This is a genomic window from Streptosporangium sp. H13245 (genome assembly GCF_055690525.1).
Map to the genome: position 1 here is coordinate 489,888 of NZ_JBSZKT010000001.1, position 13,245 is coordinate 503,132.

The following is a 13,245-nucleotide window of genomic DNA, read 5'->3' on the forward strand; positions in this document are numbered from 1 at the left end:
GCAGCACAGGTTACTTCCCGTCATACCAGGTCGTGCAGGAAACACGAATCACACTGGCTGCTCGGGACGCTACCGTTCACGACGATCCCACCTGGACCGACACGACCCGGCATTCCACGCTGCTGGTACGACGGTGAACCACACCCCCGACCATGGCTCACCTGCCCCAGCCCCCGGCGCTCAGGCGGCGATAGCGATGATCGAGGCAGTTATGTGGCGTGGAGTCAACTGACTTGGGCTTGTCACATCTGAGCGGTCGGAGCCTCCCCGCGCTGAGCCTCCCTGGACGATGTGAGCTCGGATTCCGGAATGCGCCATACGATTCGGACCTGCTCACCAAGAGGGAGCGAGGGGCCACCGATGTAGACGCGGTGGATGAGGTACAGGATCGCCAGCCGGAATGCCTCCGGCCCGATGTCGTCCACCGTCGTCACCGTAGCCCGGCTCAGCTTGTTCACCTGGCGGACGATGCGCGGGTCAGATTCAAGAGGGCCGAGCTCGGCTACGATCTCCGGTTCGAGCTCGCTGTCCTCGCGCATGGCCAGGATCGAGCGCTGCACCAGGTCAGGCTCAGCTTCGATCCGACCGAGAATGCGGTCAAGGAGGTAGTTGTGAAGCATATCCGCCGCGATGTTGGCGTGCTCCTCGGGCTCCTCACCCGTACAGTTCGGACACCCCTCACACTCGACAGGGTCGACGGAATCCTCCTCCGGTCCTTCGTCGGCTTGTTGAGTAGAGATAAAGCAGGAAATTGCCCACATGATCTCAGATCGACTCAGCCCCAGGTCTTCGGCGGCCCACAGGTCGGGGTCGACGGGTCCGCGGCCTCTTTCATCCTCCGGTATCCGAAGCTCGGAGCGCACTAAGGACCCCAAGCTGACGGGAACCGGTTCCCAGTCTTGATTGCTGAGCAGTAGCGTCGCCACCGCGTCCCCCGGGCGTTTCCAGAAAATGAGGTCCTCGTCGTCGCCGTTAACGAAGTGCAGAACATGGTCCGTCGGGTCGAATTCGACTCCAGACATTTCACCCAGATGGGTGAGGACGGCCTGTCGGCCTCGGTAGCGTCCGACATAGCGGCGGGCTTGGACGACGAAGGAACCTATGGTGGTGTTGTCCAGCACCGCGTTCGGGCTAACGCCGATGAAGCGTGGCGGATTGAGGGGGCCGAATCGGCGGAGTTGTTGGGTGACGTTCGCCCAATGCAGTCTTTTGGTGTCCGGATCGTACACTACGCAGTAGACGGGGATGTTCCCATTCGCCCAGGTGTCCACGTGTTGGCCGATAGGAACCGCATAGCCGTTGCCTCGGCGCCATTTATCCCCACCCTTGACCTGGACCTTGATCGTGTCACTTGTGACATCCTCGTTGTCAGTGAAGGTGACGTAGAAATCCTCGCCGAATTCGTTCTGCCCAGATATCTCTTGAACGATGTGATCGTGATCTTCGAGCAGGGTGCGCAGCGTGTTTACGGCAGCCTGCCCCACGCGCCGCCCTTTTGGAATCTTCGGCATGCCAACCTCCTGGGAGTTCCTCGCCGACCTGAGGTGGGTCTAATCCAATGTTGTCCTTAATCGACCTGCCAATGCCTCTGACATCGAACCCCGCAGGAGAGGGATATCGGAGCCCGCTGTCAGCTTGGAAAGTCTCTAACGCACCCGATCGCCGAGCGGGAACGCTGACCTTCGGGGAGAGGGTCCGAGTATCCATGGTTTCGCTTGAGTCCCCCTCGATCACCCTTCTAACCGGGCAAACGACACCGGAGCCCCCAAACCGCATTAGCAGCTCTGATCCTGCTCGTTTAGATTAGTCCCACCTGGACCAGCGGGTGCGGTCGTTTCTTTGGAACGAGGCTGAACAGGATGGGGTTGCCTATGAGAATAATTCGACAGTGTGCTGGCGTGATCCAAAACACTTCGGATTGCATCGAGGTCCGCATCACCGTCAGCAGTCGTGATAAGACTGATCGGATTTGTTCGGCAGTGGTGGAGCGTCACCTGGCCGCGGGGGCTCAGATCGTCGCACCGATCGAGTCGACCTACTGATGGGCCAGGGAGATCCGGCACTCTGGTGAGTGCTGAAGGGGCTCCGGAACCCCCGGGGCTTTTTTGCTATCCCCCAGCAATCCCAAGGCAGCCTCATTCGCTTGAGTCAAGCGCCGATGGTGGTCCAACCCATATCGAGCTTGGCCAACAGGAGCCTGGCACCAGGTCGGTGACTTCCTCCGTGGGAGGGATCACCCATGACGCAGTGGAGTACACCCACAGCGCTCCGAACGCGACTCGTGATGCCTTCGATCAGGGCAACGGATCCGAACGCGGGATCTTCGTAGGTCTCGAAACCCGGCTCAGGTTGGAAGCAACCCCACCAGTCCAGCAGCGTGTTGAGAGCCTCCTGGCGGGGCGTACCTGGCCGGTCGCCGATGACCCGCAGGAACACGTTCGTAGCCGGGACGGCGGCCGGGTAGAGGGTGCCAGCATGATCGTTGCTGACCGCGGACCTCAGATCGGTCAACGCGCGGACGGCTTGTCCAGCGGAAACGGGATGTGCCAACGCCTCCACCGCGGCGTGAGCATCCTCGGGACGGTACCAACGCGGGCCGGGTATCCGGCTCCAGTCCACCATCTCCACCGTCGCTCCTCGAAGACATCTCGCAGCGATTTTTCCAACGCGACCTGCGCGGATGCGACCAACATCATTCCGCGAACACCGACTCAGGACCGCACACCCCGGAAACGATCAACGGCGCCTGGGCCGAGGGAAGTCCCTGGTCAGACGCCGTTTCTGATGCTCAGCGGAGAGCGTGGGATTCGAACCCACGAGACCGGTCACCCGGCCTAGCGGTTTTCAAGACCGCCGCCATCGTCCACTAGGCGAGCTCTCCTGGTGACACGTCCGGAGAACGCGTCAGATTGCACCCTAGTCTCTCATTGGACCGGGCGTGCCCGGACCCGGCAGACGCCGTGTTCCCAATTGGGAACACGGCGTCTGCCGGGTGTGGGTCAGGGCTGAAGACCGGCGAAGCCGTCGCCGACCGAGGCGGCCAGGCGGAGGTAGGACTCGCGGGTCCCGGGCTGGAGCCTTTCCAGGTCGATCTCCGCGCCCTCCTCAAGGTGCGGGTCGTAGGGGACGCGGATCACAGCACGGCAGCGAGCCGCGAAGTGGGCTTCCAGGCGGTCGAGGTCGACGGTCGACTTCGAGCGCGGGCGGACGCTGCACAGCACCACGGTCGCGGAGCGGACGAGCTCCTCGTAGTGGTGGGCCTCCAGCCAGTCGAGGGTCGCCGAGGCGGCGCGGGCGCCGTCCACGGAGGGGGAACTGACCAGGACGAGCTGGTCGGCCAGTCCGAGCACGCCGGACATGGCCGAGTGGAGCAGGCCGGTGCCGCAGTCGGTGATGCAGATCGAGTAGAAGTTCTCCAGGACCTGCGAGACCGACTGGTAGTCGGCCGCGCTGAAGGCCTCGGACACCGACGGGTCACGGTCGGAGGCGAGGATCTCCAGACGCGACGGGGCCTGGGAGGTGAAGGCCCGGATGTCGACGTACCTCTTGATCTGCTGGCGCTCGTTGAGCAGGTCGCGGACGGTCGCGGAGGTTTCGAGCTCGACCTTGTCCGACAGGGTGCCCCGGTCGGGGTTGGCGTCGACCGCGATGACCCGGTCGCCGCGTACCTGGGCCAGGGTGGCGCCGAGGCCGACCGTGGTCGTGGTCTTGCCGACACCGCCCTTGAGGCTGAGTACGGCGACGCGGTGGTGGCCGGTGGCCACCGGGGTGCGTGCGCGGCCGACCAGCTCCCTGCGGCGGCGGACCTCCGGGGACTCGCCCGGCTTGATCAACCCGGCCGACGCCTTGTAGACCAGCTTCCGCCAGCCTCCCGCGGGCGCGTTGCGGCGACCCCTCAGCAGCGACTCCGGATCCAGGCTGTCGGCGGACTGCCGGGGCGCCGTGCCCGGAGGCTGCTGCCTGGCCGGAGCACCGAAGGCGGGTGCCGGACTCGTCTGGCGGCGGCGTGCCTGGTACGGCTCCCGCACCGGTTCGGCCGCGTCCCGGCCGGGCGCGAAGGGACTCTCTCGTTCCGTGCGCTCCTGGGGTGAGGCGGTCTCCCGTTCGGGGGCGGGAGGCGCGTCCCGGCCCGGCGCGAAGGCCGTGGGACCGGAGAAGGCGGCGAAACCGGACGAGCCAGAAGACGACGGAGGCGAGCTGGAGCGGTCCGTACCGAAGGAACTCGACGTGGACTCCTGGCCGAACGCACCCGAGGTGGAGGGGCGCTCCGGCGACGCGGCCGGTTCGGGCCTGTCGATGCCGAAGGATTCGGGCGCCCGGAACGACTCCGACTCGGGCTCGGGACCGGACGGGGAAACGGGCGCCGGAACGGGCTCGAAGCGATCCGAGGCAGGCTCGAAGCGATCCGGGGTGGAGTCGAAGCGGTCCGAGGCGGGTTCGAAACGGTCCGAGGTGGAGTCGAAGCGGTCCTGAGCGGGTTCGAAGCGCTCGGGCGCCTGCCTGGGTGACTCCTTCGCCGCCGACGTCACCGTCGGCTCGAAGGACTCGAAGGGTTCGAAGATCGTACGGTCGCGGTCGTGTTCGGCTCCGGCGGCGGGGAGGCGGTCGGCCTCCACGGCACCCGACGAGAAGCGGTCACCGTCGTCGGACGCACCGGATCCGGACGTACCGGATGTACCGGACGAGGACCGGTCGGTCTCGGCGGTCCCGGCTCCTGTTCCGGCTCCGGTGGTCCCGGCGGAGAAGTCTCCGCTGGTCGAGGAGAAGTCCTTGCTCCCCGAAGTCCCCGAGGTCCCCAAGGTTCCCGAGGTCCCCAAGGTTCCCGAGGTCCCCGAGGTGGATCGCGTGCCGCCGCTTCCGAAGGAGAAGCGGTCGGAGTCGGTGCCGCCGAACTCCGTACTGCCGAAGGTGAAGCGTTCGGTGTCCGAGGACGACGGCTTGAGCGGCTCCAGATCAGAGGACTCGGCCGGCTCCGCCGGACGCTGGGGTTGCTCGAACAGGCCGCGGGACGGCTCCTGGGCGGGCGCCGCGAACGGGGTGCGGATGTGCGGCTCGGTGAAGTCGGCGTGACCGTAGTCGCCGGTGTCGGCCGGTTCCTGGCGCGGCAGGGGCTTGAGCGGCGCGAGAAAGCCGTCGTTGTCCTGCTTGCCGGATGCCGGGGCGGGCACGGTGAAGGAACTCACCGTGTCGGAGGCCTCCCTCCACTCGGCCGCGTCGGCGTCCTCCACCGGCGGGTCGGTGTCCGGGTGCGCCGAGTCGACGGCCGCGCGGAACAGCGGCGAGGACGTCGTGTCGGGCTCGGTCGGGACCAGACTCCAGGGGTCCTTCGGGTACGGCGAGACGACGGCGTCGTCCACCGCGGTGGCCTTCACCGCCAGGGCGGGCGCCTCCTCCTCCTGCTCCTTGATGGCGTCAAGCCACGCGAGCTGTTCCTCGAGAGATTCCTCACGATCGTGTCTTGCCACCGTGTTCCCCCTCGGGATGGGCATAAAAGGGCAGCAAACACATAGCAGGTTAACGCCCTGTGTTCCTGTCAACGCGAGCAACCACCAAGTTGGGGCTCAGCGGATACCTTTGCTCACATGCGCGCCATCGTGATCGATAAACCAGGCGGACCGGAAGTCCTGACGTGGCGGGAGGTTCCCGACCCGCTGCCCGAGCGCGGCGAAGTCATCATCGACGTGGCGGCCTCCGCGGTCAACAGGGCCGACACGCTGCAGCGTCAGGGCTTCTACGACCCGCCCCCCGGCGCCTCGCCGTACCCGGGCATGGAGTGTTCAGGCGTGGTCGGGGCGGTGGGCCCGGACGTCGAGGGGTTCGCGCCCGGTGACCGGGTGTGCGCGCTGCTCAGCGGCGGCGGGTACGCGGAGAAGGTCGCCGTACCCTGGCAGCAGGTCATGCGGGTGCCGGAGGGCGTCGACCTGGTCGAGGCGGCCGGGCTGCCCGAGGTGGCCTGCACGGTCTGGTCCAACGTCTTCATGACCGCGCGCCTGCGGAAGGGCGAGACCCTCCTCGTACACGGCGGTGCCAGCGGGATCGGCACGATGGCCATCCAGCTGGCGAAGGCGTTCGGCTCGCGCGTGGTCGTCACCGCCGGATCCCCCGAGAAGATCGACCGCTGCCTGGAGCTGGGCGCCGACGAGGGGATCGACTACCGGCGGGAGGACTTCGCGGAGAAGGTCAGCGCCGATGTGATCCTCGACATCATGGGCGGCAAGTACCTTCCGGGGAACATCAGGGTTCTCAAGACGGGCGGGCGGCTGGTCGTGATCGGCCTGCAGGGCGGCGTGAAGGGCGAGCTGAACCTGGGAGCCCTGCTCGCGAAGCGGGCCTCGGTGTACGGCACCACGCTGCGCTCCCGGCCCGTCGACGAGAAGGGGGTCATCGTGCGCGGGGTGGTGGACAACGTCTGGCCCCTGCTCGACGCCGGGGCGATCCGGCCCGTGGTGCACACCCGGGTGCCGATGAACGACGCGGCCGAGGCCCACCGCATCCTTGAGTCCGGAGAACACATTGGGAAAATCCTGCTAGTAAGTTGAGGTTATGAACGCTGAGGAGAGCACTCCGCACATCGTGGTCGTGGGTCCCCAGGGCTCCCAGGGTGAGGAAGAGGGCGAGGGCCGGTCCATCGCCGACCTGGTCGAGCAGCCCGCCAAGGTGATGCGGATCGGCAGCATGATCCGGCAGCTCCTTGAGGAGGTCAGGGCGGCTCCGCTGGACGAGGCGAGCCGCAAGCGGCTCAAGGAGATCCACGAGAGTTCCATCAAGGAGCTCGAAGACGGTCTGGCGCCGGAGCTGGTCGACGAGCTGGAACGGCTCTCGCTGCCGTTCACCGAGGACGTCAACGGCACCCCGCCCAGCGAGGCGGAGCTCCGGATTGCCCACGCGCAGCTGGTGGGCTGGCTTGAGGGGTTGTTCCACGGCATACAGACCACGTTGTTCGCCCAGCAGATGGCGGCTCGCGCCCAGCTGGAGAACATGCGCAGGGCCCTGCCCGGCGGTATGTCCCTCCAGCAGCAGGAGGGCACCCCGGGTAACGCGGGCCCCTACCTGTAGGGACCCTGGGGCCCGCATCTGTAAGAGCCGCGGGCCCGTCGAGGAGGCATGGCGGTGATCACCGCTCACGGAGCCTTGGCGGGCGCGAAGCGCCCGTTGCCGCTCACGTACCGGTGACCACCGCTCACAGAGCCTCCGCGGGTACGAAGCCCGTCGGCGCTCACAGAGCTTCGGCGGGCGCGAAGCGTCGGCTCACGGGCCGACAGCACCGCCGCTCACGGAGCTTCGGCGAGCGCGAAGCCCTCGGCGCTCGCGGGGCGCGCGGAGCCTGTCACGACCCGTAGAGCTCCTCAAGGACTCCGGCGACCCCGTCGTCGTTGTTGGCCGCGGTCACGTGATCGACCGCGGCCAGCACCTCCGGGTGGGCGTTGGCGACGGCGTACGAGGTGCCGGCCCAGCGGAGCATCGGAAGATCGTTGGGCATGTCACCGAAGGCGATCACCTCCTCGGCCACGATGTCGAGCGTCATGGCGAGATGGGCCAGTGCCGTTGCCTTCGTCACACCGTGCGCGCTCATCTCGATCAGTGCGCGGCCACTGGAATGGGTGGGGGTGACAAGGTCGCCGACCAGCCCGTAAACCGCCGCGTGGAGGATGTCGGGGTCCATTCTGGGATGCAGTGCCAGAAGCTTGGCGCAGGGCCGCGAGGTAAGTGTGTCCGTTCCGACACGGAGTCCGGCGACTGCCTTGCTGTCCCATCCTCCGAGACGGAAGTCCGATTCGTGGGCGAATCCGCCCTCGTATTCCACGGAGAAGGCGAGGTCGGGAACCTTTTCGCGGAGGCGTCTCACCACCTCTTCAAGCACGTCCGGGTGGATGAGGTGGGATTTGACGATCTGCTCACTGTGCAGGTCGTAGACGAGGGCTCCGTTGGCGCATATGGCCAGCCCACGATGGCGTACGGCTCCCGCGACCATGTGCATCCAGCGAGGCGGCCTGCCGGTCACGAAGACCAGCGTGGCCCCGGCGTTCTCCACAAGCGCAAAAGCGGCGGCCGTGCGGGGGGAGACGGTGCCGTCCGAGCGCAGAGCGGTGCCGTCGAGGTCGGTGGCGACCAGCCTGGGGCTTTGCATAACACGTCCCAGTGTGCACTGTGATGGCCGACGTGTCGGCCCCGGGATCCGGTCCAAGGAATCTTCCTCATGGCGGGAACACGCCTGCGCCGGATAGTGTTAGATGTGATGGCGTTGTATTAGCTGAATCCCGTTGTGAAAACCAGTTTGACTGAGCCACCCCGGGGCCCGCTGTACGACACATGGGGTTCATGAGGTGTGAATCCCAAAGTTTCAAATCCTGAGGGAGAGCTTTAATGGCTCAGGGAACCGTCAAGTGGTTCAACGCTGAAAAGGGCTTCGGCTTCATCGCACCGGACGGCGGTGCACCGGACGTGTTCGTGCACTTCTCCGAGATCCAGGGCAACGGCTACCGTAGCCTCGAAGACGGCCAGCGGGTCGAGTTCGAGATCACCCAGGGCCAGAAGGGCCCGCAGGCCTCGCAGGTCCGCGCCGTCTGACGCATAGACCTCTTGGTTGAATCGGAAGGCGGGGTTCGCTTCTAGCGAACCCCGCCTTTCCGTTTCCTGAACACCCTGAACGCCCGAAGCACCCGGGGCGCCCGGACCTTCGGACGTCCGGACCTCTGAATCTCTGGACCTCCAGATTTCCGAGCACCTGGACGCCCGGATCTCCGGGAGATCCCACGCCCGGCCTCTTCCCGCCTCTGAGAGCGATCCTGAGGGCTTCGGCCGGGACGGTGGCGGTGTTTGTCACACCAACGGCCACTTCCCACTCTCCGCACGGCTGTGGACGTGCCGGGCGCCATCGCCGTCCGGCGGGGGCGTACGAGTCAGTACGAGTCGCCCGGGGCGCGGGGCACGCCTCGGTCACGAGTGTCGCCCAGCCCGAACCGGACCCTGTCTCAGCGGATCCACCCGGCCGTGGAAATTTCGCGAGAGCCCCTCCTCACCAGCGGAGCCGGGGCGTCCGTTCGTCCTGGTCGGCTGGGCGAGAGGAGGGGCGGCCCTGTGTGAACGCGAACGAGGGCCCCGCCGCGCGGCGGGGCCCTCATCGGTGAGTCTCGCCGCGAGCGGCGCGGGCTTACTTGAGCAGGCCTACTTGAAGCGGGCTTCTTGAAGCAGGCTTACTTGAAGCGGGCTCACTTGACGGGTTCGAGCACGTCGAGGCCGACGTACGGGCGCAGGGCCTTGGGGAGCACGACGGAGCCGTCGGCCTGCTGGTGGTTCTCCAGGATGGCGACGATCCAGCGGGTGGTGGCCAGCGTGCCGTTCAGGGTGGCCACGTGCTGGGGCTTGCCGCCGGAGTCACGGAAGCGGACGCCGAGACGGCGGGCCTGGAAGTCGGTGCAGTTGGAGGTCGAGGTGAGCTCGCGGTAGCGGCCCTGGCTGGGCACCCACGCCTCGCAGTCGAACTTCCGCGCGGCCGAGGACCCCAGGTCTCCGGCCGCGGTGTCGATCACCCGGTAGGGCAGCTCGGCCTTGGCCAGCATCTCCTTCTCCCAGTCGAGCAGGCGCCGATGCTCGGCGTGGGCCTCCTCGGGACGGGCGTAGGAGAACATCTCGACCTTGTCGAACTGGTGGACCCGGATGATGCCCCGCGTGTCCTTGCCGTACGAGCCCGCCTCGCGGCGGAAGCACGAGGACCATCCCGCGTAGCGATACGGGAGCGCGGAGCCGTCGAGGATCTCGTCGCCGTGGTAGGCCGCCATCGGCACCTCGCTCGTACCGACCAGGAAGAGGTCGTCGTCGGGCAGGTGGTAGACCTCGCTGGCGTGGGCGCCGAGGAAGCCGGTGCCCTTCATCGACTCCGGCTTGACCAGCACGGGCGTGATCATCGGGACGAAGCCCGCCTCGATCGCCTGCTGCATGGCCATGTTGAGCAGCCCGAGCTGCAGCCGGGCGCCGACACCCTTCAGGAAGAAGAACCGCGAGCCCGAGACCTTCGCGCCGCGCTCCATGTCGATCGCGCCGAGCAGCTCGCCCAGCTCCAGATGGTCCTTGGGCTCGAAGCCGAAGGACGGCTTCTCGCCGATCTCCTCCAGCACGACGTAGTCGTCCTCGCCGCCCTCGGGGGCACCCTCCTCCACGAGGTTGGGCACCGTGTAGAGCACCTCGTCGAGCTCGGCGCCGAGCTTCTCCGCCTCGGCCTCGGCGGACTTGACCTGTGTGGAGAGATCTTTCGCCCGCTCCAGCAGGGTCGCCTTCTCCTCCCCCAAGGCACGGGAGACCGACTTGCCGACGGTTTTCTGCTCGGCGCGGAGCGTCTCGAAGCGGCTCAGCGCGCCGCGCCGCCGCTCGTCGAGGTCGAGCAGCGTGTCAACGACGGAGTCGTTCTCACCGCGGGCACGCTGCGACGCCCGTAGCCGGTCGGGATCCTCACGAAGGGTACGCAGGTCAATCACAGCCACAAGGCTACCGATGTACGGCTCACGCCCGCGCCCGGATTGACCCGCCGCCCCGTGCGGGTGGCGGCGTCACGGCCACGGCATCCGTTTTCCGTCCGATCGGACGCTCCTACGGCCCGGGGAAGATCAGACCTGGCCGGTACGGATCCTGCCGAGCCAGCCGGCGGCCTCGGTGAAGGCCTCGTCGTTCGTGCCGTGCTTGATCTGCGGGAAGAGACCGTCGGCGCGCGGGTAACTGCCCAGGAAGCGCACCTCGGCGGAGATCCGGTGGAGGCCCGAGATCGCCTCCCCGACGCGGGCGTCGGCGACGTGGCCCTCGAAGTCGAAGTGGAAGAAATAGCGGCCGATGCCGTCGCCGGTGGGCCGCGACTCGATGCGGGACAGGTTGACACCTCGGACGGAGAACTCGGTCAGCATCTCCAGCAGCGCGCCCGGGTGGTCGTCGGCGAGGAAGACGACCAGGGAGGTGCGGTCGGCGCCGGTCGGCTCGGGCAGCGGGCCGGGACGCGACACCTGGACGAACCGGGTGACGGTGTCGGTGCGGTCGCCGATCCTGGCGGCGAGCTCGACCAGGCCGTAGTGCTCACCGGCGATGCGCGCGGCGATGGCCGCGTCGTACGGCGAGCCGGGAAGCGCGACCTCCTGCGCCGCGGCGGCGGTCGACGGGGCGGCGACCACCACGGCGTCGGGCAGCTCGCGGGCGATGTAGTTGCGGCACTGGGTGATGGCCGCGGGATGGGTGAAGACCCTCTTGATGTGGCCGATCTCGGTGTCGGGACGCGCCAGGAGCGAGAACTCGACGGGAAGCAGCAGCTCGGCGGTGATGAGCAGCGGCCCGCCCCGGGCGAGCTCGTCAAGGGTCGTGGTGATGGCGCCTTCGAGCGAGTTCTCCATCGGGACGACGGCTCCGTCGGCCTCGCCGCTCCGGGCGGCCTCCAGGGCCGCGGTGACGTTCGGGCTCGGCAGGCGCTCGGCCTCAGGCGCCAGGATGCGCAGGGCTTCCTCGGTGAAGGTCCCCTCCGGTCCCAGGTAAGCGAGTTTCGGCATGCCCCCAGGTTATCCGGCGACTGTCAGAAAATGTGCGCAGAATTACCTCCTGATACGGCTGATTTCTGGCCGATCATCCGAAGTCGTACCACGTCAGAGGCTGTTTTCTTTTCGATCACCGTCTCGGGGACCGCCTCCCTCGCCCGGTCCCTCGGCGTCCGGGGCCGTATCCCCGTCAGGGGAGTGCTCGGAACGCCTGTCTCCGCCGGGGCAGCCACACCCCCAGCAACCAGACCAGAGCCAGCGCGCCCAGCCCGAATCCGTTCTGCACGATCTTGCCCAGCACGGGGCTGAGCACCGGGATCTCCGCCGCCTTGATCGTCACGCCCCACCAGGGGATCGGCACCACGTAGTAGAGCCAGACCCCGGCGGCCACCCGGAGCCTGACCGGGTCGCGCCCGTCACCGGCCAGCGCGCCGAGCACCACGACCACCCAGGCCAGATGGTGGATCCACGCGACCGGCGACAGCAGCACGGCCATCAGCCCGACCAGGGCGACCCCCGCCACGAGGTGCCCGTCGAGCAGGGCCCTGCGGGCGTAGCGGAAGCCGTACCAGGCCACCACGGCGACCAGCGCCACCCAGAGCAGGCTCGTCAGCACGTCGGGCAGGTAGAGCCGGATGAGCATGCCGCGCATCGACTGGTTGGTGGTCGCGGCGTTGGCACCGAGCCGTTCGGGGTCGAGCAGCGCGCGGAACCAGAAGTCGGCGGCGTCCGCCGGGATCACCAGGAACGGCAGCAGGGTCAGCAGCCCGGCGGTGAGCGCGGCCACGAGGAAGGGGCCGCGATGCTCCCGCTTCGCGCCGGGCCCGAAACCGGCGATGAGAAGGTAGATCAGGAAGACACCCGGGGTGAGCTTGACCGCGGTGGCCAGGCCGATCAGCATGCCGCGCGGCCACACCGGGCGCCGGGCCACGCAGTCGGCCAGGCAGAGCGCGACGAGCAGGATGTCCACCTGGCCGAAGCGGACCTGGTCCCTGATCGGCATCAGGTAGGTACACGCGATCATCAGGGCGGCGAACAGCAGGGGTGCCCACAACCGGCCCGCGCCCGCCCCGCTCAGCCGGGCGCGTACGCCGCGGGGGATCCCCGGATCTCCATTTCCGGTGGGCGTGCCGGGAACGGCCGGGACCTCGTCCGGCGTTCCCGGCGGTCGTCCAGGCGAGGCGCCCGTCCCGCTGAGCACGGCGCGGAAGGAGTGCCAGACGGTGACCGCCAGCGTCAGGAAGATCAACGCCGTCCACGCCCACTGCGCCGCCGTCCACGACATGGCCGCCAGCGGCGTGGCGAGCAGCGCCGCCACCGGCGGGTAGGTGAAGGGCAGCAGCTGCGGCGCGGGCGTGACGAACCCGTAGACGGGCCGACCCTCCAGGATCGCCGCTCCGCCGGTACGGTACACATCCAGGTCGACCAGGCGCTGGTCGTCCACGTTGCCCAGCCAGTGGAGCACCAGCGGGGCCACCGCGGCGGCGACGAGCAGCAGCGCGGACAGCCACGCCAACCACGACAGCCACGTCCATGGGCGCCGCTCGGTCGCGGTCGCCTCGCCAGTCCTCACGAGCAGGCAGGCTACCGTGGGGCCGGGAAAAGTGGCCGCCCGACGGGGTACGACAGGGGGAACCGGATGGCTTCGACACACCGCGCTCACGGGCCCGCACGCCCAGCCACCGGGGAGACCACGACACAACCGGCCCCCGGCCCGGCCAACGGAGAAATCGCAGCA

General features: G+C 67.8%; 11 protein-coding genes and 1 tRNA gene. 4 read left to right on the top strand and 8 right to left on the bottom strand.

Features of this window, described 5'->3' with window-relative positions:
- Positions 1-242: 242 nt before the first annotated feature.
- Positions 243-1,511 carry a DUF4365 domain-containing protein gene (locus tag ACW9TB_RS02355; RefSeq protein WP_472746224.1) on the bottom strand — a complete coding sequence of 423 codons (1,269 nt, stop codon included), beginning with the start codon at positions 1,509-1,511 and terminating at the stop codon, positions 243-245.
- Between the two features lie 360 nt (positions 1,512-1,871).
- Here ACW9TB_RS02355 and cutA point away from each other — a divergent pair, with 360 nt between their 5' ends.
- Complete coding sequence (gene cutA / locus ACW9TB_RS02360) at positions 1,872-2,042, top strand: divalent cation tolerance protein CutA (protein WP_472746225.1); 171 nt, start codon at positions 1,872-1,874, stop codon at positions 2,040-2,042.
- Positions 2,043-2,148: 106 nt separating this feature from the next.
- On the opposite strand, the gene ACW9TB_RS02365 is transcribed toward cutA, so the two are convergent.
- The 3 genes from ACW9TB_RS02365 to ACW9TB_RS02375 form a co-directional block, all read right to left on the bottom strand.
- Positions 2,149-2,628: a hypothetical protein gene (locus ACW9TB_RS02365; protein ID WP_472746226.1), complete on the bottom strand. Its 480-nt coding sequence runs from the start codon at positions 2,626-2,628 to the stop codon at positions 2,149-2,151.
- Positions 2,629-2,792: 164 nt separating this feature from the next.
- A tRNA-Ser gene (locus tag ACW9TB_RS02370) sits at positions 2,793-2,881 on the bottom strand.
- Positions 2,882-2,999: 118 nt separating this feature from the next.
- Positions 3,000-5,465, bottom strand: coding sequence for a MinD/ParA family ATP-binding protein (locus ACW9TB_RS02375; RefSeq protein WP_472746227.1), 2,466 nt, complete (start codon positions 5,463-5,465; stop codon positions 3,000-3,002).
- A 117-nt stretch (positions 5,466-5,582) separates the two neighbouring features.
- On the opposite strand from ACW9TB_RS02375, the gene ACW9TB_RS02380 reads away from it, so the two are divergent.
- A complete protein-coding gene (locus ACW9TB_RS02380) occupies positions 5,583-6,539 on the top strand; it encodes an NAD(P)H-quinone oxidoreductase (RefSeq protein WP_472746228.1) in 957 nt (318 codons plus the stop codon).
- 4 nt (positions 6,540-6,543) lie between these two features.
- Positions 6,544-7,056, top strand: coding sequence for a bacterial proteasome activator family protein (locus tag ACW9TB_RS02385; protein WP_472746229.1), 513 nt, complete (start codon positions 6,544-6,546; stop codon positions 7,054-7,056).
- Positions 7,057-7,327: 271 nt separating this feature from the next.
- Here the strand turns inward: ACW9TB_RS02385 and ACW9TB_RS02390 are convergent, their stop codons facing one another.
- A complete protein-coding gene (locus tag ACW9TB_RS02390) occupies positions 7,328-8,128 on the bottom strand; it encodes an HAD family hydrolase (protein WP_472746230.1) in 801 nt (266 codons plus the stop codon).
- Between the two features lie 236 nt (positions 8,129-8,364).
- Between ACW9TB_RS02390 and ACW9TB_RS02395 the strand changes: the two genes are divergently transcribed.
- Positions 8,365-8,568 (top strand): cold-shock protein, encoded by a 204-nt coding sequence (locus ACW9TB_RS02395; RefSeq protein ID WP_012886943.1) that lies wholly within the window; start codon positions 8,365-8,367, stop codon positions 8,566-8,568.
- A gap of 641 nt (positions 8,569-9,209) precedes the next feature.
- Here ACW9TB_RS02395 and serS read toward each other — a convergent pair.
- The 3 genes from serS to ACW9TB_RS02410 all read right to left on the bottom strand — a co-directional run bounded on the left by serS (position 9,210) and on the right by ACW9TB_RS02410 (position 13,080).
- Positions 9,210-10,472: a serine--tRNA ligase gene (serS, locus tag ACW9TB_RS02400; RefSeq protein ID WP_472746231.1), complete on the bottom strand. Its 1,263-nt coding sequence runs from the start codon at positions 10,470-10,472 to the stop codon at positions 9,210-9,212.
- A gap of 129 nt (positions 10,473-10,601) precedes the next feature.
- Entirely contained in the window at positions 10,602-11,522 is a 921-nt protein-coding gene (gene pheA / locus ACW9TB_RS02405) for a prephenate dehydratase (RefSeq protein ID WP_472746232.1), read from the bottom strand.
- A 175-nt stretch (positions 11,523-11,697) separates the two neighbouring features.
- Positions 11,698-13,080 carry a glycosyltransferase 87 family protein gene (locus ACW9TB_RS02410; protein ID WP_472746233.1) on the bottom strand — a complete coding sequence of 461 codons (1,383 nt, stop codon included), beginning with the start codon at positions 13,078-13,080 and terminating at the stop codon, positions 11,698-11,700.
- Between the last annotated feature and the right edge of the window lie 165 nt (positions 13,081-13,245).